Source organism: Celeribacter indicus (genome assembly GCF_000819565.1).
In the GTDB taxonomy this organism is placed as follows: Bacteria; Pseudomonadota; Alphaproteobacteria; order Rhodobacterales; family Rhodobacteraceae; genus Celeribacter; species Celeribacter indicus.
This window is the reverse complement of record NZ_CP004393.1, coordinates 3,118,478-3,139,771: the sequence shown is the minus strand read 5'-3', so window position 1 is coordinate 3,139,771 and position 21,294 is coordinate 3,118,478. Positions and strand designations below refer to the sequence as shown.

Here is a 21,294-nt window from a genome sequence, read left to right as displayed (position 1 = left end):
CGCTCAGAAGGAGGCACGGACACCGACATAGGCCGAGCGGCCCGGTGTGTTGTAACCGTCCGCGGTCTCGTAGTCCTCGTCCCCGAGGTTCTCGAGGCGCAGGGTGAGATCGGTGGCCGCCGTCAGCGCATAGGTGAACCCGGCGTTGACCAGCGTGTAATCGCCCACCTTGTGATCGGCCGGCGCGTAGGAGGAGGGGATGACATCCGCGACGTGCTGCACCTCGACCGTCCCGGTGAGACGGTCCGACAGCAGCGTGTCGAGCCCGAGGACGAGATCGTGACGCGGCACGCGCTCGGCGCGCTGCCCCTCGGTTTTCGCGTCGGTATAGGTATAGTTCCCCCGGAGCGCGAGCGCGGGGCCGACCCCGTAGCGGCCCGACAGCTCGATGCCCCTGGACACCGTGGTGCCGTCGACCTGCGCGTAGCAGCCGGGGCCGCCGACGCAGGCGGTCGAGGCGGTGTCGAAGTCGATCCGGTCCTCGATCTCCGTGTAGAATGCCGTCGCCTTCGCGAAGCTGTCGGATCCGAAGCGGCGCTCCGCGCCCAGTTCGAAGCTCCTGCTCGTCTCCTCCTCGAGGCCGGGATCGCCGTAATCGCTGTAGCGTTCGAAGAGCGAGGGCGCGCGGAAGCCGGTTCCGGCGACGGCGCGGATCGTCCAGTCCGGCGCCGCGCGCCAGGCGGCGGCAAGCCGGCCGGAGACATGGGAGCCGAAATCGGAATGGTCGTCGTAGCGCAGCGCCACCGACAGATCGACCGTCGGGGCGGCAGCGTAGAGCCATTCGCCACTCACCGACCAGCTGCGGTCGTCCGCGTCCCATCCGTCGATCTCGAACTCCTCCTCGGTATAGTCGAGCCCGACGCTCAGCGACGAGATGTCCGACAGCTCCGCCGTGCCGAGATAGGCGAGGTTGCGGCGGCGGCCCGAGTAATCTTCGGTATATCCGCCGGGATAGCTGCGCTCGGTCTCGAACAGGCTGGCGCTGAATTCATGATGCATCGCGCCGCCCGTCACACGCGCGAAGGCACGCAGGCCGGTTTCGTCGCGGCTGGTCTCGCCCTCGGGATCGGTGTCGGAGAGATCGTAGTCGGTCTCGGAGGTGCGGTAGAGGCCGGAGAGGCCGAGGGTCAGCCCGTCGCTCACGTCCTGTTCGAGGCCGAAGGTGAGGAAGGTCTGTTCGAACCCGTCGTCCTCGTCATCGCTCGCGCGCGAGGAAAATCCGTCGGTGCTGAGATGGGACAGGGTGAAGGAAAGCTTTCCGCTGTCGCTTTCCATCACGGTGGAGATCCCGCCGGCATAGGTGCCGTAGCTTCCGGCCTCGAAGGCGGCGGTCGAGGTGTAGCCCGGCCGCACCGCCTCGTCGGTGCGGATGTCGATCAGCCCGGCGATCGCCTCGGAGCCGTAGAGGGCGGATTGCGAGCCCTTCAGCACCTCGACGGAGGAGATGCCGAAGGACAGCAGCCCGCCGAAGTCGTACTGGCTTTGCGTTTTCGAGGGATCGGCGACGTCGATGCCGTTGATGCGCACGCCGACATATTGCGCGCCGAGACCGCGGATATACAGGTTTGTGGAGGCGCCGGTGCCGCCGTTGCGGGTAAAGCTCACGCCGGGCAGGCTGCCGAGCCGTTCGGAGACCGGCCGGGCCGCGGCGGTGAGCGCGTCGGCGTCGAGCTTTTCGACGGTGGCGCCGGTCCTGCCGGCCTCGACCGGCGTCAGGCTGCCGGAGACGATGATCTCGTCGAGCTCCAGGACGTCCTGTGCGACGGCCGGCAGGGCGAGGGTGGCGCAGAGCGCGGTGGAAAGCAGGTGGCGGGTCGTCAAGATCTTCATCCTTGTCCCATCGGTGCGCCGCATGAAATGCGGCCTGCAAGTGTCAGACGGTGCTCGGAAAAAGGTCCTTCAGGATTCCGAGCACGGCGATGTGCCACCACGACGGAAGACCGTAGCCCCGGCACGCCCCGCGCCCGGACTGGGTGAACACTTCGGCAGGTCTCCTGACTTGCGGGTCGCTGCTTGGCCGGGCCTTCCCGCGGGCCGTGAGGCGCCACAGTGGCTTTGTCCGGCTTCGCTCTCCGCCTACAGTTGCGGGGGCAGTCGCGGAATGGGCCCTGTCGCAGGGCGGACCGCGTTCCCTTTTATCCGGTGGTATCTCCCGGACCGAAGCGCTCACCTCCTAGCGCAGAGATCACGCGCCTGTAAAGGGGCGTCGGGCGCGGCATGGTGCCCGCCCGGCCGCGAGACCGGCGCCTCCAATTTGCGCAGTTGTCTGGAAAACATGCGGCGCGGCGGCGCGTTTTCGCGGCGGGCCCGCGCATAAGGCGCGTCGCGGCGGATCTTGGCTTGGAGGCGGCGGGGCGACCATGCAAGATATCCCGTGGAGAGGGTGGGTCTCTCCGCGCCCGAGGGCGCTGTCTTGATCTGTTAACGAGTATCCGGGGACGAGAGGAAAATCCGTGAAACCAATGCGTGTGGGTGCCTATGTTCTGGGCGGGCTGGCGGGGGCTGCGGCGCTCGTCGGGATCGGGGTCTGGGGTGGCTATGAGCTGAACAACCAGATGCAGGACCGCTGGAGCTTTTTCGCGACGCGATATTACAAGCTCCAGGGGGTCTACAATTCAATGTTCAACGCGGATGCGCCGCCGGAGGTGGAGCGGCTGGTCACGAACCGGGCGGTGCTGAGCAAGCGGACGATGTACCTGCCGGCGAGCGCGCGCGATTTCGCGGGCGGCATCGCGCCCTTTCTCGACCGCTCGCTCCTGCTGACCGACCGGCTCGGCAAGACCTTCCATATCGACGGGGAGACCGTCACCGAGCTTTCCGTCGCGCCGCCCGACGCAAAACGCGCGGAGCTGCAACAGCAGCTCGGCGAGGGGCTCCTGGGCGAGATCGAGGTGGATTTCAACTGGATGCGGTACAACGACGTGCTCTTCGTTCCGCGCGACGGCGGAGGCGGATCGCTCCTGATGTCCTTCACCGACTGGCGGCCCGAGGGGCTCTGCTTCGGCTCGACCCTCGCGCGGCTCGTGGTGGACAGCGACCGGCCGGAAGACTGGCAGGCCGGGCCGGAGGACTGGGAGGTGGTCGCGCAGACCGAGCCCTGTATCAAGCCCTTCACCTCCGGCAAGGGGATCTACGGCCTCGAGGCGGGCGGACGCATGGCGCCCCTGCCCGACGGGCGGGTGGTCTGGACCTCCGGTGTCTATGAGCGCGACGACCGCCACGAAGGGCTCGATTTCTCCACGGCGCTCGCCCAGACGGACGAGGGCGATTACGGTAAGGTGATGCTGGTCGACCTCGACACCGGCGAAAAGGAGATCGTCGCGAAGGGCCTGCGCAACCCGCAGGGCGTCACGGTCGATGTCGCGGGCGAGATCTGGGTGACGGATCACGGGATGGAGGGCGGCGACGAGCTGAACCATGTCTTCGAGGGGGCGAATTTCGGTTTTCCCGCGGTGAGTTACGGGGTGAAATACAACCGCAAGCCGGCCGGAAACGGCGACAGGCACGCCAATCACGACGGCTATGACGAGCCGGCGATGTCCTGGGTGCCGTCGATCGCGCCCTCCTCGGTGATCGCGGTCAACGGCTTTCACTACGCCTGGGACGGCGATTTCATCGTCGGCGGTCTCAGCGGCGCGCTGCACCGCGTGCACCTGCGCGACGGGCGCGGGGTCTATGACGAGGCGATCCAGTTCGGCCAGAGGATCCGCGACCTCGCGACGCTCGACGAGGGGCGCACCATCGTGGTCTATACCGACGACCGGCGGATCATCACGCTCGCGGCCGATACCGGCCCGGACCCGATGGCCCGGTTCGAGGCGCTCCTGCGCGAGGACGCGCCCTCGCCGGAGATCTTCGCCTCCGCCGAGAGCACGATGAATGCCTGCCTGCAATGCCACAGCCTCCTCGAGGGCGTGGACGAGGGCGCGGGGCCGACGCTGCACGCGGTCTGCGGGCGCGGACCGGGGGCGACGCCCTTCGACGGCTATTCCGGCGCGCTCGACGGCGTGGCCGGGGTCTGGACGCAGCAGACGCTCGCGGCCTTCATGTCCGACCCGGTGGCGCTCGCGCCGAACACCAACATGGCGTGGAGCGGGATGGAGGATGCGGCGGCGGCGGACCTGATCTCCGGGGTGCTCTGCAAGATGTGAGCGCGCGCGTCCGTCCGCCCCTGCGGCCGGCATGAGAAACCGCGCCCCTCGCAGGGCGCGGTTTTTGCGCGGATCCGGTGCCGGAGGGCGGGAGGCGTCAGGCCGTCGCGTCGTTCGTGAGCACGAGGCCCAGGTTGCGCGCATTCGCGTTTCTCGCCACCTCGAGCGGTTCATGCAGCTCGCCGCCGGTGAGCGTGCCCGCGCGCACCACGAACAGCTCGATGTCCATCTCCTCGAGCGAGGTGAAGGCGTCGGTGAAATCCTGCGCCGGGGGCAGGTCGAGGATGACCGTATCGAACTGCCGCGAGAGCGTCTGGAGGATCTGGCGGAACCGCTCGGTGTCGAAGACCACGGAGGGGTCGGAGGCCATTTCCTCGCACGGCACGAAGCTCGCGCCGAACCGGGGCAGGCCGGTGATCGCCTGGCCGATCTCCGTATCGCCGTAGAGCGTGGAGGCGAGGTTGCCCGCCGGCCGGCGGTATTCGAGCAGGCCCGACAGGTTGGCGGTGCGGGTGTCGGCGTCGACCACGACGCAGGAGCGCCCCTTGCGGCTCTGCGCCCAGGCGAGGAGCATCGCCACATGCACCTTGTCGTCGCGCGCCGTGTCGGAGGCCACGAGAATGGTCCGCGCCGCCCCGCCCGCGCGCATGTCGGCATTGTTGGCCAGCCTCAGCGCGATCTGGGACAGCTTGCCCTCGGGATCGCGGTTCAGCTCGCGGGCCAGTTCGTGCAGCGTCATCTGTGCGCCGAGATCGCGCATCCGGCCGTAGACGCCGATGCCCGTCGCCCGCGCGAGGGCTTCGGGGGTGGACAGTTTCTTCGGCAGCATCTCGGTCAGGAGCACATAGGCGAAGGCGATGAAGAAGCCGCCGACGCCCGCCATGATGACGGAGAGCTTCTTGCGCGGGTAGACCGGCGCGGAGGGCGGGTTGGCGTAGGAGATGATGTCGGCGTCCGGCGTCTGGAGGTTCTGGATCTCGCTCACTTCCTTGAACCGGGCAAGGAATTCCTGGTAGACCACGCTGTTCGCCTCTGCGACGCGCTGGAGCTGGTTGAGCTGGATTTCCTCGCTCGACTGGTCGAGCATCTGGCGCGACAGTTCGTTGAGCTGGCTGTTGAGGGAGGAGACGACGACCCGCAGCACCTCGCGCTGGTTCTGAAGCCGGTCGAGTTCGCGGCGCACCTCGAGCTCGATCGAGGCTTCGATCACGTCGATGGAGCGGCGGATGGAGGCGACCTGCGCGGATTGCTCGCCGAAGGAGCCGACCGCGAAGGCCTCCCGCTGGATCAGTTCGGAAAGCTGCTGGCGGTAGTCGAGCATCGCCTCGGAGGAGGACATGTCCTGCGCGGCGAGCGGGCCTCCGGTCTCGATGGTCGATCCCATCTTGTCATACATCGCCTCGACCTGCGCGAGCTCCGCGCGCCGGTCGATGAGCCGGGTGGTGAGTTCGGTCATCTGCTGTTCGAGCCGGGTGCGGTTGTCGGCATCCGCCTCCATCCGCGCGCGGTAGTCGAAGACGTCGCGCTCCGAGCGCTCGAGCGTCACGGCGAGATCGGCCACGCGGGTCTCGAGCCAGGCGGTGAATTCCTGCGCGGCGTTGAAGCGCTTGTCGGTCAGGAAGCCCATGTATTCGTCCATGAGCGTGTTGGTGATCGCGGCGGCGAGATCGGGATCCTCGGAGACCGCGGAAACCTGCACGACATAGGAGGTGCCCTGCTGGTTCACGCGGATCGCCTGGCGCAGCTTGCCCACGATGTCCTTGTAGGTGCCGAGCTGCTGCGCGCCGGCGCCGGCGGCGACCGCGACGCGCGAGGGCGCGTCGTCCGGCAGGTCGGCCTCGCCGCCGCCGCCGAAGCTCGGCAGCAGCGATTTCACCCGTTCCGCGATATCCGACAGGACGGAGCCCTGTTCGTCCTCGGGGATGGCCTCGGGATTGAATTCGGGAACGGTCTCGAGCTGGAGCGTCTCGGCCACGCGGCGCAGCAGCGCGTTGGACCGCAGCACCGCCAGCTCCCCCTCGATGACCGAGCTCGTCAGGCTCTGCTGTTCGACCAGATCGAAGCTGTTGCGGGCGCTGAGCCCCTGTTCGCCGAGCAGCATCTGCGAATAGGCGACATAGCGCGGCGTCGCGCCCGTCACCAGCAGCCCGGTGCCGAACATCAGGATCAGCGGGATGCGGATCAGCGACCTGTGGCGGCGGCGCAGCAGCTTCAGCAGATCGGAGGGCCGGAGCGGAGCCGGCCCGTCGGGAGGCGCGGATACGGAGGGTTTCGTGGGAAACTCGCCGGGCGGGCGGCGAAGATGCGAGATCTGATTCATACCAAAGCCCCTTTCCCGGAGCGGACACTGGAAAACACACATGCCCGCAGGGGCACGAGGACACGATACCTTCGGCTCCCGCACTCGGCAAGGATGCGCCTATCCCGCCCAGAGCTTTCGCGGACACCGGCGGAAACGCAAGGTCTAGTTTCCTCCGCGCAAGGGGGCGGGCGGTTTTGGCTAAGATTTGGGCAGCCCGCGGCCGCTCCGCCCGGCCGTCGCGCCGCGGCCGGTCGCCGGGGGTGCGGGCGCGCGCTCAGACCGCGCCGGGATCGATACCCGCCCTGTCCCGCGCCTCCATGAGCGCGCCCATGTAGAGGATCATCGTCATCTGCGCGAAGGCCGTCATCAGCCCCGGCTCGGTCATGTTGCGCACGAGCATCATCGCCGCGATGGAAAAGAAGAAGGCCTGCGGCATGTCGATCCTGCGCAGCAGCGCGACGGTGGTCTGCCAGACGCCGAAGCCGAAGGCGAGCAGGGCGAAGGCGAGGCCGATCAGCCCCTGGTGCACCGCCACCTCCAGATAGGCGTTGTGGAAATAGAACCGCGCCGAGAGCGCCATGTGGAAATCGACATAGATCTTGCGCGCGAGCGACGTCCAGTCGTAGGGCCGCCAGAACCCGCCATGCCCGACGCCCAGAAGCGGGTTCTCCCGGATCTGGTCGAAGGCATAGCCCCACAGGACGGTGCGTCCGGTGAGGGTCGCGTCCTTTCCGAATTTCTCGAGTATGATCCCGGCGACGTCGACGCTCGAGGTCGACAGGAAGAGCGCGCCGCCGAAGATGAGCACCCCGAGGCCGAGCGACAGCGTCAGCATCACCTGCGGATGGAGCAGGCCGCGCCCGCGCAGCAGCAGGATGAAGCCCACGAGCCCCAGCAGCCCGAAGGCGAGCAGCACGGCGGTGGCCGACTGGGCGATGAAGACGAGGTTGAGCGAGAGCGCCGCGAGGACGAGGGCGAGGATGCGGAAGGCCCGCCGCTGTCCCGGATCGAAGAGCACGCAGAGCGCGGCGAGCCAGAGCATCACCATGTTGAGCCCCATCTGGTTCTTGGACCCGAAGATGCCGCGTTCCGGCGGTCCCGGCGCCGCGAAGCGGCTCAGCACGGCAAAGACCCCGGCGGCGATCATGAACGAAAAGACGAGTTGTCGCTGTTCGAGCCGGAGCGCGGCGCAGAAGGAGATGAGCACCGTGAGATAGAGTTGCAGCGAGGATTTCACGATCAGCCCCGCCTCGAGCCCCCAGAGCACCGAGAGCGTGCACCAGATCGGGAAGGGGAAAAGCATCCATCCGCCGCGCTTCAGCACCGGGAAGAGCGCGTCGATGTCGCGTGCGAAGGCACAGGCGAAATAGAGCGCGAGCGGATAGAGCACGAGCTCGTCCATCGGAAACTGCTTGAAGGTGGCGAGAAACCAGATTGTCACGAGGATCTGGTCGCGTTTCTGGGCCGTGAGGCCGGGGATATAGAACCGGGAACCGATCCGGAGGTACGTGTCAACCGCGGCCAAAGGGCGCTCCTACTCTTTCACACAGGGCCGAAACAGCGGAATATTTGGGCAGGCCCGCCATCGGCGATCTGCCGCCCAAGAAAAACGTTGAGCGGCGTCCAAGGCAGGATAGCATGAAACCAGGCGTCGCGGGCCATGCCGAAATCGACATTTCGCCGCGCCGGCCCCGTCCTTCAGTGGCAGGTCGATGAGATATTATGCAACTTTTCGCGCTTCTGAGCCGATCCGCCCCGCCGATGCCGTCTCTGCGCGAGGCTTCCGGAGGGCGTGACGCGCCGGCGCAGGAGTCGTCGCCGGAATTCGTCACGGCGATGTCGCCGCCCGCGGGGGACCGCCGCACGGGAATCGCCTATCTCGGCTGCGGCTATGTCGCCGATTTCTACCAGCAGACCTTTGCCAATCACCGCGACGAACTGGTGCTGCGCGGGGTCTGGGATGTCTCGGCCGAACGGCTCGCGCGATTCGTGCACCTCCATGGCCTGTCGGCCTATGCCGATTTCGACGCGCTGCTCGCGGATCCGGGGGTGGAGATCGTCGTCAACCTCACCAATCCGCGCCACCATTACGACACGACGAAACGCTGCCTGCTCGCCGGCAAGCATGTCTATTCGGAAAAGCCGCTCGCGCTCGCGCTCGCGCAGGCGGAGGAACTGACGGCGCTCGCGCAGGCTGCCGGGCTCCAGCTCGTCTGCGCGCCGTCGAGCGTGCTCGGCGATGCCGCGCGGACGATGTGGACGGCGGTGCGCGAGCGTCGCCTCGGCGCCCCGCGTCTCGTCTACGCGGAGATCGACGAGGGCATGATCCACCGGCTCGGCTTCGAGGACTGGATCAGCCCCTCGGGCGCCCCCTGGCCTGCGGAGGACGAGTTGCGGACCGGCTGCACGCTCGAACATGCGGGCTATATGCTGTCCTGGCTCGTCGCGATGTTCGGCCCGGTGGAGCGGGTGGTGTCGGTGGCCGCGCTCTGCATCGAGGACAAGGGGCCGAAGACGCCCGCGGAATATCGCACGCCAGATTTCTCCTGTGCGCTGCTGAGCTTCGGGGAGGGGGTGATCGCGCGTCTGACCAATTCCGTCGTCGCCCCGCACGACCACCAGCTGCGCATCTTCTGCGACGAGGGCGAGCTGCGCGCGCGCGAGGTCTGGGATTTCAATACGCCCGTGCATGCGATCCCCCTCGCCGCGACGCGGACCCAGCGGCGGCTGAAGAAATGGCTCAACTTCTCGCGCACGTGGCGCTTGAACGGCCGCCGCGACCGCCGGATCGCCTTTGCCAAGACCGCGCATCCGATGAACTTCGCGCTGGGCATCGCCGACATGGCGCGCGCGATCCGTGCCGGGCGGGCGGCGCGTCTCGGGGGCGTCTTCGCGCTCCATATCACCGAGGTGACGCTCGCGATCCAGTATCCCGATGTCTACGGCACCGAATACGTGCCCAAAAGCCGCCCTGCGGCCTTTTCACCCCTGGTGCCCTGACCGCGCGGCACGCGCCATCGCGGCCATCGTCCGCATCATCTCCGGCGGCTCGACGAAGACCTCCTGCGGCAGCGCGGCGAGGGCGGCGCGCCGGGCATGGAGCGGCGCGGGATCGGCGAGGAGCGCGCCCACCGCCTCGACGAGCCGCTCCTCCACCGGCTCCGGGACGAGCAGGCCGCAGCCGTGGTCGGACAGCCAGCGCGCCGTCTGGGTGCCGTCGGGGGCGAGGGCGGGGACGCCGAAATAGCCGCCCTCGTAGATCCGGTTCGGCAGGAGCCAGAGCGAATTGTGCCCCGCCTCGTACCAGTCGCCCGCCCAGACCGCGTCGACCTCGCCATAGATCCGCGCCAGATCCTCCGGCGCGCGGTAGCGCCCGTGCCAGGCGATATTGGCGAAAGGGGCGATCTCGCCGTCGAGATCGGGAATGACCGACAGGGCGGGATAGCCGCGCAGCACGATCTCGAGACGGTCGGGATAGGCGCGCGCCAGCCGCTTCATCAGTTCGAGCGAGCGGCGGCAGCGCAGGTTCCCGAACCAGCCGAGGCGCAGCTTTCCCGGCTCCGGCGTGGGGAACGCCTCGGGGCGCGGTCCGTAGGCATCCCCCGCGATGAGCCGGTTCTCGACCAGAAGGTGCCGGTAGCGGCCGGGATAGTGACGGCGGAAATGCTCTTCCTCGAAGCGGGGCGAGGAGACGACGAGAAGATCGGAGGCCGCGGTGAGCCGCCCCTCGATCCCGCGCAGGAGCCGGGCCGCGGGCCCGTCGCCCGTCAGCTTGTGATGCACGTCGAGGCATTCGTAGACCACCGGCACATCGAAACCGCCGCGCCGGCGCAGCAGGAGCGCCATGGCCAGCATGTCGAGGTTGCGCGCATAGAACAGATCGGCGCGTGCCAGCAGGTCGCGCTGCGCCAGCGCCCGGCGCGCACCCGAGAAGACCGAGCCGATCCGCCGGGCATAGGCGTTGTCCTCCGTCTCCCCGAGATCGACGAGGGCGAAGGGTGCCTCTGCCGCCGGGCCGCGCCGGGGCATGAAGCCCGTCACCTCGAACCCCGCGCGCTGCATGGCGACGGCGCGGCGGCGCACGGCGGCGTCCTTTGCGTTGTGGCCGAAGAAGGCGATGTGGCCGGCCGGGCCGTCGCGGCGCATCGCTCAGCCGAGCCCGCGCACGGGCATCGCCGCCTGCGGCCGTCCCCTGCCGGCGCCCCAGAGGAACCCGAGCCCCCAGGCCGTGTGCATGGTCGCCAGGGCAGGCAGCGCGACGAGCCCGCAGAGGCTGCGGTGCCGGAGGGCCATCGCGACGGCGACGGCGGAGAGGAGCCCGGCATAGAGCACCGGCCAGAGCCAGCCCCAGGCGGTGAAGGGCAGGGCGAGGAGCGACAGCGCGAGCAGGACGACATGGATCACGGGGATCATCTGGCGCAGGGCGGGGCGGTCGCCGTGCTTGAGGCAGTTGCGCGCGCGCCCGACGCCGTAGCGGAAATACTGTTTCCACAGGCCGGCGATCGTGTCGCGTGGATAATAGCCGATGCGGATCGAGCTTTCGAGCCAGATCCGGCGGCCGGATTTGCCGAGGCGGCGGTCGTATTCGGCATCCTCATTGGCGATGAATGAGGTGTCGTAGCCGCCGAGGATGCGGAAGGTTTCGAGCCGGAAGGCGGCGTGATGGCCGTGATCGACATAGCCAGAGGCGGTGCCGCCGCGATGCGGAGACCCGCCCGCCCCGAGCTTCGTGTCGGCGACATAGGCGAGGCCGCGGCGGAAGCAGGACTCCGTCGGCACCGCGTCCATCGGGATCACGACGGAGGCGACACCGGGCCGGGCGTCCAGTTCCGCGACGAGGCGGGAGACGAAGTCCCGCGGATATTGCGCATGGGCGTCGACCCGGATCGCGACGGTCGTCCCGGCGAAATCCGGTTTCAGCAGCATGTTCATCGCGTGGGCCTGGGTGCGCTTCGGATTGTCGATGAGGCGCAGGTTGCGGTAGCGCGTCGCGGCGAGATCGCCGACGATCTCCGTCGTGCCGTCGGTGGAGCCGCCATCGGCGACGATCACCCGCGCCCCCTGGGCAAGGCGGTCCTCGGAAAGGATCTGGTCGAGGACGCCGGCGATATGTGCCGCCTCGTTGAGGGTCGGGATCAGGATCACGACCTGATCGGCGGGCGTCGGGGTCACCATGCGTAGGCCTCCAGCGGAAGGGTGTCGCGCTCGCGCAGCGCGGGATCGGCGGTTTCGGGGATCGGATCCGTGGCCGGTGGCACGGCGGCGAGGAAGGCGGCGATTCGCATCGCCTCGCGCGCCTGCCGCGCCTCGACCGCCGCGCGCAGCCGCCAGAGGGCACCGCGCCCGAGCCAGCGGGTCAGCGACCGTCCCGCCCTGCCGGAGCGGGCGATGCGGCGCAGGCTGCGGCGGCGTTCCGGGGCGAAGACCTCGTCGGCGCCGTGTTTCGCGGCCATCGCGCGCACCGCGATCCGCGCCTCCTCGACACTCAGGTCGCAGGCCGGGGCGAGGCGCGCCGCCGCCTCGAAATCCTCGAGCGCCGCTTCCCAGTCGCGGCGGCGGGCATAGACCGCGCCCCGCTCGAGCAGCGCCGCGCGCCGCCTGCGTCCGGGATCGCCGGTCTCGAACATCGCCTCGTAGAGCGACAGCGGCAGGTCGTGGCGGAAGCGGGCGAAGATCTCCCTGTCGGTCTCTCTCCAGACCTCCTCGGATCTTGCCGCGGCATGTTGTTGCCCCGCCGGGCCGCGCGCGCCGTCGTGCTTGCGCTGGAGAAAGATCACGTCCTCGATCACCTGCGCGGGGAAGCGCGCGAGGAGCCGCACCGTCATCTCATAGTCGATCGAGCGCGTGAGCGTCTCGTCGAACGGGCCGACGCAGTCGTAGCAGTCCCGGCGCACGAGCGTGGCGTTCTGGAAGAAGAAGATGTCCTCGAGCGTGTGGCGCAGCGCGCTGCCCCGGCTCAGGTCGGGCCAGTAGCCCGTGCCGTCGAGCACCGGCTTGCCGTCCGGCCGCGTCGAGAACCGCTCGTGGCGCCCCGCGACCACGCCCAGCGTCGGATCGGCGTCGAGATGGGCGGCGAGCTTTGCGGTGGCCTCCGGCAGGGCGATGTCGTCGTCGTCGCAGATCCAGATGTAGTCGCCCGTCGCCTTGCTCAACGCCCGGTTGAGCGCGCGGGACTTGCCGCCGTTTTCGGTGCGTTCGTAGTGCAGGCGATGCCCCTCTGCGGCCACAAGAGGTGCCACAATTTCGGGCGTTTCGTCGGTGGAGCCGTCGTCCTGGACAATAATCTGGTCGACCGGCCTTTTTTGCCGCAGAATTCCGGTTAGTGTTTCTGCGAGCATCGCACCTCTGTTGAAGGTCGGCACGATGGCAGTGATGGTGTGTCCCATTGGGCGCTGTCCCCGTGTTGAACAAACGATCCTTCCGCGCTGGAGAATGCGACGTCAGGTTACTAGTACTGGGACAAGGGTGGTTCCTATGCCGAAACAAGTCCAGCCTCTCCGGCTGTTTCAGGCGATATCGCGGCAGTGTATTGTGCTCGCGACATTTTTTTGTGCAATCCCGCCGCTTCTTGCGGCCGGACCTGCGCTGACGCAGGAGGCGGGTGCGGCGATTGCCGCGCCGGCAGACGACGTGCTCGGCTCCGGGGACATGCTCGAACTCCGGGTCGTCTCCTGGAGCGAGGAGGCGCTCGAATACCGCGCCTGGGACGCGGTCTCCGGCGAATACCGGATTCGCGAGGACGGGCGCATCGCCCTGCCGCTCGTCGGGCGATTCGAGGCGGGCGGGAAGGCGCTGTCGCAGCTCATCGACGAGGTGACCTTTGCCCTCCAGGAGCGCACGAAGATGGTGGAGCCGCCCTCCGTCGCGATCGAGGTGCTGGAATACGGACCGTTCTTCGTGCTGGGCGACGTCGCCCAGCCCGGACAATACGAGGCCGCGCCGGGCCGCACCGTCTATCAGGCCTTCGCCCTCGCCGGGGGCGCGCCGCGCGTGGCGGGCGGGGCGGATGCGAATATCCGCGCGCTGATGACGGATTCGGGCAACCTGTCGCAGCTCCGCCGCGAGCTCACCCGCGCCGAAGTCAAGGCGGCCCGCTATCGGGCGCAGCTCGCCGATGAGGAGGACATCGCCTTTCCCGACGGCCTCGCCCATCCCGACGGGGCGGGGGCGCTCGCCGCGCTGATCGCCGGCGAACGCGCGCTCTATCATTCCGAGCGCGAGGCGCGGGCGCTCGAGGTCGAAAATCTGGAGGAGCTGAAATCGCTGCTCCGCACCGAGATCGAGATGCTCCAGTCGAAGCAGGACGGGCTCGCGACCCAGATCGACCTCGCCCGCGAGAACCTCGCCAACATCGAATCGCTGCGCGAGAGCGGCCTTGCGCGCTCGGTGCAGATCCGCGACGCGCAGGAAGCCCTCTTCGAGGTGGAAAGCCAGGAGATCGACCTCGAGACCGGCATCTTCCGCGCCCGGCAGCGGCTCAAGGAAGCCGACCGCGACATCCTCGCGCTCAAGTCGCGCTATCAGGTGGAGGCGGCGCGGGAGTTGCAGACGGTGAACGGCACGCTCGAGGAACTGCGGCTCCGGCGCAGCATGCTCGCCGGTCTCGTCGAGGCGGCGGGAGGCGAGGCGACCACCGATCTCGACAGCGTGGAGACGCTCTATTTCCTGACCCGCGCGGGCGATGCGGCGGGCGAACGGCCGGTGATGCCGGACACGGTGATCGGGCGGGGCGACGTGCTGCGCGTGGAGCGGCTGCTGTCCGGCCGCGATCCCTTTGCGATGGAGACGGCCGCGGCGGAGCCGGCGCCGGTCGTGCTGCCCGGTGCCGCCATGGCGGAGGCCGGGGGGACGGACCTGGCGGAGGCCGGGGGGGCGGAGCCGGCACCCGCCGCCGCGCCGGGGCCCGAGCCGCTCGCCGCGTCCGAGGCCGGGACGCCGCCGGCCCTGCCGCAGGAGATCTGGGAGGTGATGCTCGACGGGAGGGTCGAGGAGGGGCTGTTCGGCACCGGCGAGGCCCTTCCGGGACGGTTCAGCCCCGACAGCCTCGCCCTCGCCCCCGATGCCTATGTCGAGGGCGTTCCCCTCGACACCAGGGCGATGGAGTGAACCGGTGCGCGGGCCCGTCTCACAGCGAAGGGCGGCCCATGCGTTTCGCCGCCGCCTCGCGCAGCCGCTGCACCACGAGGCCGCGGGCGTTGCGGAAGCGGACGAAATCGCGCAGCGCGGGACCGAGGCGGCGGTTCTTCAGGTGGTGCATGATGGTTTCCGTGTCCCGCAGCCGTTCGAGCGCCACGCGGCGCCGGGCGAGAAGCGCACCGAGCCGCGGAGAGGCCCGCTCTCCGAGCCGCGTCTCGAGCGCCGCGTCGGCCTTCAGCAGGGCGCTGACATAGCTCGGCGGAATGACGGAGGAGATCGACCCGCCGGCGACGCGATAGAGATAGTCGGGCTCCGGCGCGATGACGACCCGCCCGCCGTCCTCGAGGATCCGCGCGACGATGTGGAAATCCTCGCTGTTGCGGAGCGACAGGTCATAGCGGATCCCGTGCTCGAGAAGGAAGTCGCGCCGGAACATCGGCTTGAGATAGCCCAGCGACCGCTCGCCCTCCTGCATCAGATTGCTCGCGACATAGTCCTCGAGGGTGATCGGGCGGGCCGGATCGACGGTTCCGGGATCGAGGAAGGCCCCGTCTTCGAGCGGTGCGCCCGCCGCGTCCACCCGGCGGAAGTTTCCGAGCACCGCATCGGCCCCTGCCGCCTCGGCATGGGCGAGGAGCGTCGCGAGCCGGTCGGGCGCCATCCCGTCATCGGCATCGAGCACCGCGATCCAGCCGCCCGTCGCCGCCTCGATCGCGGCATTGCGCGCGCCCGAGGGTCCGGCATTCTGCGCGAGGCGGATATAGGTCACGTCCGGGTAATCCCGTGCCATCAGATCGGCCGTATCGTCGGGCGAGGCGTCGTCGACCACGATGATCTCCACCGCGACCCCGGTCTGTGCGCGGGCGGAGGCGATCGCCGTGGGCAGGTCTTCCTGAGCGTTATAGGCGGCGATCATGATCGAAACCGGCAATGTCATGGGTATTTTTCCGCTGCGCTACAAGTGTCAACTCTCGAACGAATAACTGGTTCAATGGTAAGGCGATGGTCTATGTCACACAATCCTAAGTCTCCGCTCCCGCTCGATTTTCTCTCATGCCGAAACATTCTGCTCCTGGCCTTGGGCTGCGCGGTCCCGATCCCGGCCGCCGTCGCCCAGGAGGATGCGGTCCCGACCGAGGCCGCGGCCGACGCCCCGCCGGACTATGCGCCGCCCTTCGAGCCGACCGGCGCCTTTCTCGAAAGCTTCGTGCGCGAGGAGGCGGCGGACCGTTTCTATGTCTCCGACTTCGATTTCGGCGGCGAGGGGGTGGTGACCGGCTACCGGCGCGACAATGTCGAATTCTCCTCCGCCGTGAGCGACGGGATCGGCGGCTTCCGGCTGAAGCTCACCGCCGCCCCAGAGGAGGACGACAAGCCCTTCTACGGCGGCGAGGTGCAGATCGACGCGGGCTTTTCCTATGGCGATTACGAGGTGGTGATGCGCCCCGCAAAGGCGAGCGGCGTCGTGTCCTCCTTCTTCACCTACACGGGCGGCACCTTCGGCCACCCGCATCACGAGATCGACATCGAATTCCTCGGCAAGGACACCACGGGGCTCTACGTCAACATCTACTATGACGGAAAGCCGCAGATCGGCAAGCTCGTGCCCCTGGGCTTCGACGCCTCCACGGATTTCCATGTCTATCGCTTCGAATGGCGCGAGGAGGGCGTGACCTGGTATGTGGACGGCGAGGAGATCTATCGCGTGAGCGCCGGGGAGGTGCCGATCCCGAGCTATCCGGGCAAGCTCTACGCGAATCTCTGGGCCGTCGCGCCGGGGCAGGAGGGCTGGGCGGGGAAGGTCGATCCCGCGCTCACCGTGACCGCCGACTACCGCTGCATGTCCTTCGTGCCGCTGGGCGAGGACGCGCGGCAATGCTCGGACCTGTGGAACTGAGGCGCGGGAATGGCTCCGATCACACCGGCCGCGCCCGCCGCCGCGATCGACGTCTCCGTCCTGATCGCGGCCTATGACGGGGCGGCGACGCTCGAACGGGCCGTCGCCTCGGTGCTGGGGCAGGTGGGCCTGTGCGCGGAGGCCATCGTGATCGACGATGCCTCCCGCGACACGACCCATGCGCTCGCCCTGAGGCTCGCGGCGGAGAGCCCGGACCGCGTGAGGGCCCTCACGACCGGCGTCAACGGCGGGCCGTCGAAGGCCCGCAACCTCGGCCTCCGATCGGCGCGCGGCACCTTCGTGACCGTGCTCGACTGCGACGATTACATGGAGCCCGGCCGCCTCGCGCGGCTGCTCGCCCATGCGCGGGAAACGGGCGCGGATTTCGTGGCCGACGATCTCTTCAAGGTCGTGGAAGGGGCGGAGCGGGGGCCGCGGGACCGCCTGCTCGGACTTCCGCGGGAGGGGGAGACGGTCCTGGCCGTCGATCTCGCGGAGTTCACCCGTGGCAACATGACCACCTATAACGGCGCGCGCGGCGAGATGGGGTTTCTCAAGCCCCTGATGCGGCGCGATTTCCTCGAACGTCACGGGCTCCGGTATCACGAGGACATGCGGCTGGGCGAGGATTTCGCGCTCTACGCCGAGGCGCTTCTCGCCGGCGCCCGTTTCGACATCGTGCCGCCGGCAGGCTATGTCGCCGTCGTCCGTCCCGGTTCGCTCAGCGGATCGCACGGAACCGCCGAGCTTGCCGCGCTCGCCGCCCGGATCGGGGCGCTGCGCCGGGCCGGAGGGTGTCGCGGAGGCGCGCGGGCGGCGATGGACGCGCTCTGGCTCGACACGATGAAGCGCTATTCCTGGGCCCGGCTCATCGACGCGGTGAAGGCGCGGAACCTGCGCGAGGCGGCCGCCTGTTTCGCCGCGCCGCCGGCGGTGGGCGCCCATCTCGCCGCCTGCCTCTGGGAGCAGGTGCTGGTGCGCGGGCGGGCGCGGCTCGCCGGTGCGCGGGCCTGACCAGCTCGGCCGCTGCCCGTCTCGCCGCGGCGCAGCGTGCCGCCCGTGACAGCCCTGCCCGTTTTCCGGGCGAGGAAGCTGTTTCTTTCGGAGCGGCTTGCGCGTTTTCGCCTTAAAATGAGGCAGCTCGCCCTTTCCGCTTCGGCGTTTTCGCAGGGAGTGCTAAGGGTTGCGGGGCGGCTGGTGTATCTTGCGGTCGAGCCGGTCGTCGCCGGTTCGGGAACGGATCACCCGGACGGAATGCCGGGCCCCGCGCTGTCGGGCAAGGGGCCTCCCAGGGTGAATGGTAATTGGTGGGACGCGGGACGGTCGGGCGGGCCAGGAGCCTGACACGGACCGGACCGTCCCGGATGTCGGACAGACGAGGGGTACGAGTGCATGAATATTCCGGTCGAAACCACGAAAGCGCGTCTTCCCGTGGAGGAGGCGGTGCTTCTCTCCGTCGGCATCTGCACCTTCCGTCGCCCGTCGCTCGGGATGACGCTGCGCTCCGTCGCGGCCCAGACCCTGCCCGACGGCTACCGGATCGAGGTGATCGTCGCCGACAACGACGGCGAGGCGACGCTCGGCGCGCAGATCGGGGCGCTCGCCGCGGAGACCGGGCTCGAGATCCGCTATGTGCATGCGCCGGAACGGAACATCTCCATCGCGCGCAACGCCTGTCTGGAAGCGGCGGGAGGCGATGCGCTGATCTTTATCGACGACGACGAACTGGCCGAGCCCGACTGGATCGCGCGCCTCGTGGAGACCTGGCGCGCCAGCGGGGCGAACGTGATCTTCGGCCCCTCCCATGCGGTCTATCCCGAGGGCACGCCGGACTGGATGGTCGCCAACGACGTGCATTCCAACATCCCGCTGTCGCGCGGCGGCGTGGTGGAGACGGGCTACAGCTGCAACGTCCTTCTGGACCGCCGATCGCGACGGGTGCGCGAGGCCCGGTTCGGCGAGGAATTCGGGCGCACCGGCGGCGAGGACACGGATTTCTTCTTTCGCCTGCACCGCGCCGGGGTGCGCATGGGCATCGCCATGGAGGCGGTGGTGCGCGAGCCGGTGGCGCAGGCGCGCCTCTCGACGGAATGGGTGCTGCGCCGCCGCTACGCGACCGGGCAGAACTACGGCCATTGCGTGATGAGCGCGGGGCTCCGTGTCTCCCCCCTCGACCGCGCGGAACTGGCGCTGCGCTCGGCGGCGAAGGTGGCCTTTTGCCTTGCGCGGGCGCTCCTCGCCGCCTTCCGCGAAAGGCGCCGCCTCTTCTGGCTGTCGCGCGCGATCTTTCACGCCGGGGTCGCCCATGGCGCCCTGCGCCCGCCCCGGAGGGCGCATTACGGCGGAGCGGAAACATGAGATCCGCGCCGCGCACCGTCGCGCTCTTCTATGACGGATACGAGGCGCAGGCGAATGACGGGCGCTTCGGGCGGCTCCGGTCGGACCTGCGCGGCGTGCTGCGCCAGACGTCGCGGCGGATCCGCAATCTTCAGCCCTATACAGGCTTCTACACCGCTTTCCTCAACCTCCGGCGCAGCCTCGAGGTGGCGGGGATCGAGGTGCGGGTGAACGATTTCGCCTATGCGCGCGCCAATCCGTCCATGCCGGTCGGCATCACCGGCTTTCACACCGTCTTCGACAAGGTGCGCCTGCCCAACCCGGCGATGTTCGGGCCCGGCGAAGTTCCCGATCCGCTCGACACGCCGCCGGTGGTGGAGGCCTGTCACCTGAAGATCGTGACCCAGCCCTGCGAATGGTACTGCGACATCTGGCGCCCGGTGCTGGGCGATATCGTCAAGCCGATGTTCGTCGCCATCGACACGGAGAAATGGGCCGACCAGTCGCATCATCCGAAGGATATCGACGTCATCGTCTACGACAAGATCCGCTGGTATCGCGAGGCGCGGGAGGCGGATCTGCTGACGCCGCTGCTCGCGCATCTGGAGGCGCGGGGGCTGAGCTATGTCGTGCTGCGCTACGGCTTCCACCATCTCGCACAGTTCCGCGACGCGCTGCGCCGGGCACGCGCGCTCGCCTTCCTGTGCGAACACGAAACCCAGGGGCTCGCCTATCAGGAGGCGATGGCCTCCGGCGTTCCGGTCTTTGCCTGGGACGACGGGCAGCTCGTCTCCCCCCATGACCGGGAGGTCGCGCCGGAGGGGCTCGTGGTCTCCTCGGTCCCCTATTTCGACGCGCGCTGCGGGCTCAGGTTCAGGAAACCCGAGATGACGGAAGCCTTCGACAGGTTTTGGGAGCAGGTCGGCCGCGGAACCTACCGGCCGCGCGACTATGTCTGCGACTGCCTGTCGCTCGAGAAGGGCGCGGGACGATATCTGGAGCTTTTCGGAACGCTCGACGACGGTCGACCGTGACCGGACGGCCCGCATTCCGCGCGAAAGGGCAGGTTGTGAAAATGGACATTCCGCTCGACAAGGATCCGGCGACGCGCCACGGCGAGAGGGCGGCGGCGACGTCCCGTTGCCCCGGGGTCCGCCGCCTCCGCCCGCGGGGACTGGCCACAGGGCGCCTCCCTGCGCCGGGGCCGGGGCCGCGGACGGGCGCCTGCCTCACCCGCCGCCCGTCCGGCCGCGCCGACGAGCTTTCCGCGGTCCGGCCAGGTTTCGAAGGGTAGCGCATGGCCATGGTCGATCTCGATATCCTGCTCGTCTCCGACCCGCGGTTTACCGGCGGCACCTCGGCCGCGCTTCTGGCCGATGTCGCCGCCTTCCGCGCGCTCGACCTGCGGGTGGGGCTCATGGCCGTCGACTCCGGGTTCTTCGCCCGCTCCGGGGAGCCGCCCAATCCCGCGGTGCTCGCCCTGTTCGACGCCGGGGTCGTGCCGGTGCCCGACGGGCAGAGCGTGCGGGCGCAGAGCGCCTTCTTCCATCATCCCATGGCCTTCCGCGCCGGCCTGCGCGAAGGGCTCGACCTCCGCGCCGGGACCGCCGTGCTCGTCGCGCATCATCCCTGTTTCCGGGGGGACGGATCGCTCGAATACAATCCCGTGGGGACGGCGGGGGTGATCCGCCGGCAGTTCGGCGTGACCCCGGTCTTCGCGCCCGTCTCCGGTGTCGTGCGCCAGCAGCTCGCCTCCTTCGCGCCGCTCATCCGTCTGACCGCCGAAAACTGGATCAACGTCTTCGACGTCGAGAGCTGGACACCCCGGCGCCCGGTCTTCTCGGACGCGGTGCCGGTGGTCGGACGCCACGGCCGCCCCGATGCGCTGAAATGGCCGGACCGCCCCGAGGACGTGGTCGCCCCGCTCACGCCGGGACCGGACTGGCGGACGCGGCTCATGGGGGTGCCGGAGCGGGATCTTGCCGCGCTGGGCGTCGACCTGACGCCGTTCGAGGTGGTCGGCTTCGGCGAGGAGCCGGTGCCGCAGTTCCTCGACAGTCTCGACGTCTTCGCCTTCTTCCATCACGCCCGCTGGGTGGAGGCCTTCGGCCGCACGGTCGCGGAGGCGATGCTGATGGCACGGCCCTGCGTGCTCGACCGGCGGATGCAGCCGACTTTCGGTCCTCTCGCCTATTACTGTCGCCCGGCGGAGGCGCCGGCGCTGATGGAGCGGCTGCGCGCCGCGCCGCTGGCGACGCGGGCACGGGCCGAGCGGGTGCGCGAGGTGGTGCGCCTGCGCTACAGTGCCGCCTCCGTCGCCGGCCGGCTCGCGCGGCTCGAAGCCGGGCGCGGGCGGGCGTTCGACGTCGGGCCGCGGGCGCAGCGGCCGCATGTGGTGCTGCGCAAGGTTCTGGGGCTGATGCGGCGGAGCCGGGCCGCGACCCCGGTCTGAGCCCGCGCGCGCCGGCCGC

15 protein-coding genes and 1 riboswitch are annotated in these 21,294 nt (G+C 69.1%); of the genes, 8 read left to right on the top strand and 7 right to left on the bottom strand.

Features of this window, described 5'->3' with window-relative positions:
- Positions 1-3 precede the first annotated feature (3 nt).
- Positions 4-1,830 (bottom strand): TonB-dependent receptor plug domain-containing protein, encoded by a 1,827-nt coding sequence (locus tag P73_RS15540; RefSeq protein WP_074743080.1) that lies wholly within the window; start codon positions 1,828-1,830, stop codon positions 4-6.
- A 137-nt stretch (positions 1,831-1,967) separates the two neighbouring features.
- Positions 1,968-2,177, bottom strand: a riboswitch (cobalamin riboswitch).
- A gap of 285 nt (positions 2,178-2,462) precedes the next feature.
- Between P73_RS15540 and P73_RS24510 the strand changes: the two genes are divergently transcribed.
- A complete protein-coding gene (locus P73_RS24510) occupies positions 2,463-4,151 on the top strand; it encodes a PQQ-dependent sugar dehydrogenase (protein WP_052453332.1) in 1,689 nt (562 codons plus the stop codon).
- 97 nt (positions 4,152-4,248) lie between these two features.
- On the opposite strand, the gene P73_RS15530 is transcribed toward P73_RS24510, so the two are convergent.
- Together P73_RS15530 and P73_RS15525 are read right to left on the bottom strand one after the other, a co-directional pair.
- The gene (locus P73_RS15530) at positions 4,249-6,471 is read right to left on the bottom strand and encodes a GumC family protein (protein ID WP_043870275.1); all 2,223 of its coding nucleotides are present in this window, start codon (positions 6,469-6,471) and stop codon (positions 4,249-4,251) included.
- 256 nt (positions 6,472-6,727) lie between these two features.
- Entirely contained in the window at positions 6,728-7,978 is a 1,251-nt protein-coding gene (locus P73_RS15525) for an O-antigen ligase family protein (RefSeq protein ID WP_052453331.1), read from the bottom strand.
- Between the two features lie 197 nt (positions 7,979-8,175).
- Between P73_RS15525 and P73_RS15520 the strand changes: the two genes are divergently transcribed.
- A complete protein-coding gene (locus P73_RS15520; RefSeq protein WP_052453330.1) occupies positions 8,176-9,453 on the top strand; it encodes a Gfo/Idh/MocA family protein in 1,278 nt (425 codons plus the stop codon).
- On the opposite strand, the gene P73_RS15515 is transcribed toward P73_RS15520, so the two are convergent.
- The 3 genes from P73_RS15515 to P73_RS15505 are packed head-to-tail and all read right to left on the bottom strand — an operon-like array spanning position 9,436 to position 12,839.
- Positions 9,436-10,599: a glycosyltransferase family protein gene (locus tag P73_RS15515; RefSeq protein WP_052453329.1), complete on the bottom strand. Its 1,164-nt coding sequence runs from the start codon at positions 10,597-10,599 to the stop codon at positions 9,436-9,438. The genes P73_RS15520 and P73_RS15515 overlap by 18 nt on opposite strands.
- Before the next feature lie 3 nt (positions 10,600-10,602).
- Positions 10,603-11,628 carry a glycosyltransferase family 2 protein gene (locus P73_RS15510; RefSeq protein ID WP_043870274.1) on the bottom strand — a complete coding sequence of 342 codons (1,026 nt, stop codon included), beginning with the start codon at positions 11,626-11,628 and terminating at the stop codon, positions 10,603-10,605.
- Complete coding sequence (locus P73_RS15505; protein WP_043870273.1) at positions 11,622-12,839, bottom strand: glycosyltransferase family 2 protein; 1,218 nt, start codon at positions 12,837-12,839, stop codon at positions 11,622-11,624. The genes P73_RS15510 and P73_RS15505 overlap by 7 nt, the downstream gene beginning before the upstream one ends.
- A gap of 145 nt (positions 12,840-12,984) precedes the next feature.
- Here P73_RS15505 and P73_RS15500 point away from each other — a divergent pair, with 145 nt between their 5' ends.
- Positions 12,985-14,559, top strand: a complete 1,575-nt coding sequence (locus P73_RS15500) for a polysaccharide biosynthesis/export family protein (RefSeq protein ID WP_043870272.1) — start codon at positions 12,985-12,987, stop codon at positions 14,557-14,559.
- Between the two features lie 19 nt (positions 14,560-14,578).
- Here P73_RS15500 and P73_RS15495 read toward each other — a convergent pair whose 3' ends face one another.
- On the bottom strand, positions 14,579-15,526 hold the full coding sequence (locus P73_RS15495) for a glycosyltransferase family 2 protein (RefSeq protein WP_043870271.1): 948 nt from the start codon (positions 15,524-15,526) through the stop codon (positions 14,579-14,581).
- Positions 15,527-15,598: 72 nt separating this feature from the next.
- Here P73_RS15495 and P73_RS24505 point away from each other — a divergent pair, with 72 nt between their 5' ends.
- The 5 genes from P73_RS24505 (at position 15,599) to P73_RS15470 (ending at position 21,275) form a co-directional block, all read left to right on the top strand.
- Positions 15,599-16,486, top strand: a complete 888-nt coding sequence (locus P73_RS24505) for a family 16 glycosylhydrolase (RefSeq protein ID WP_052453328.1) — start codon at positions 15,599-15,601, stop codon at positions 16,484-16,486.
- A gap of 9 nt (positions 16,487-16,495) precedes the next feature.
- Positions 16,496-17,500 (top strand): glycosyltransferase family 2 protein, encoded by a 1,005-nt coding sequence (locus P73_RS15485; RefSeq protein WP_052453327.1) that lies wholly within the window; start codon positions 16,496-16,498, stop codon positions 17,498-17,500.
- A gap of 378 nt (positions 17,501-17,878) precedes the next feature.
- A complete protein-coding gene (locus P73_RS15480) occupies positions 17,879-18,844 on the top strand; it encodes a glycosyltransferase family 2 protein (RefSeq protein WP_052453326.1) in 966 nt (321 codons plus the stop codon).
- Complete coding sequence (locus P73_RS15475; RefSeq protein WP_074743043.1) at positions 18,841-19,857, top strand: glycosyltransferase; 1,017 nt, start codon at positions 18,841-18,843, stop codon at positions 19,855-19,857. The genes P73_RS15480 and P73_RS15475 overlap by 4 nt, the downstream gene beginning before the upstream one ends.
- 263 nt (positions 19,858-20,120) lie before the next feature.
- Positions 20,121-21,275 carry a glycosyltransferase family protein gene (locus tag P73_RS15470; protein ID WP_043870270.1) on the top strand — a complete coding sequence of 385 codons (1,155 nt, stop codon included), beginning with the start codon at positions 20,121-20,123 and terminating at the stop codon, positions 21,273-21,275.
- The last annotated feature ends 19 nt before the right edge of the window (positions 21,276-21,294 follow it).

Excerpts from the sequence above, each read along its gene's own strand:
- P73_RS15540 (WP_074743080.1), bottom strand. The coding sequence starts at position 1,830 with ATGAAGATCTTGACGACCCGCCACCTGCTTTCCACCGCGCTCTGCGCC.
- P73_RS24510 (WP_052453332.1), top strand. The coding sequence starts at position 2,463 with ATGCGTGTGGGTGCCTATGTTCTGGGCGGGCTGGCGGGGGCTGCGGCG.
- P73_RS15530 (WP_043870275.1), bottom strand. The coding sequence starts at position 6,471 with ATGAATCAGATCTCGCATCTTCGCCGCCCGCCCGGCGAGTTTCCCACG.
- P73_RS15520 (WP_052453330.1), top strand. The coding sequence starts at position 8,176 with ATGCAACTTTTCGCGCTTCTGAGCCGATCCGCCCCGCCGATGCCGTCT.
- P73_RS15515 (WP_052453329.1), bottom strand. The coding sequence starts at position 10,599 with ATGCGCCGCGACGGCCCGGCCGGCCACATCGCCTTCTTCGGCCACAAC.
- P73_RS15510 (WP_043870274.1), bottom strand. The coding sequence starts at position 11,628 with ATGGTGACCCCGACGCCCGCCGATCAGGTCGTGATCCTGATCCCGACC.
- P73_RS15505 (WP_043870273.1), bottom strand. The coding sequence starts at position 12,839 with ATGGGACACACCATCACTGCCATCGTGCCGACCTTCAACAGAGGTGCG.
- P73_RS15495 (WP_043870271.1), bottom strand. The coding sequence starts at position 15,526 with ATGACATTGCCGGTTTCGATCATGATCGCCGCCTATAACGCTCAGGAA.
- P73_RS24505 (WP_052453328.1), top strand. The coding sequence starts at position 15,599 with ATGTCACACAATCCTAAGTCTCCGCTCCCGCTCGATTTTCTCTCATGC.
- P73_RS15485 (WP_052453327.1), top strand. The coding sequence starts at position 16,496 with ATGGCTCCGATCACACCGGCCGCGCCCGCCGCCGCGATCGACGTCTCC.
- P73_RS15480 (WP_052453326.1), top strand. The coding sequence starts at position 17,879 with ATGAATATTCCGGTCGAAACCACGAAAGCGCGTCTTCCCGTGGAGGAG.
- P73_RS15475 (WP_074743043.1), top strand. The coding sequence starts at position 18,841 with ATGAGATCCGCGCCGCGCACCGTCGCGCTCTTCTATGACGGATACGAG.
- P73_RS15470 (WP_043870270.1), top strand. The coding sequence starts at position 20,121 with ATGGCCATGGTCGATCTCGATATCCTGCTCGTCTCCGACCCGCGGTTT.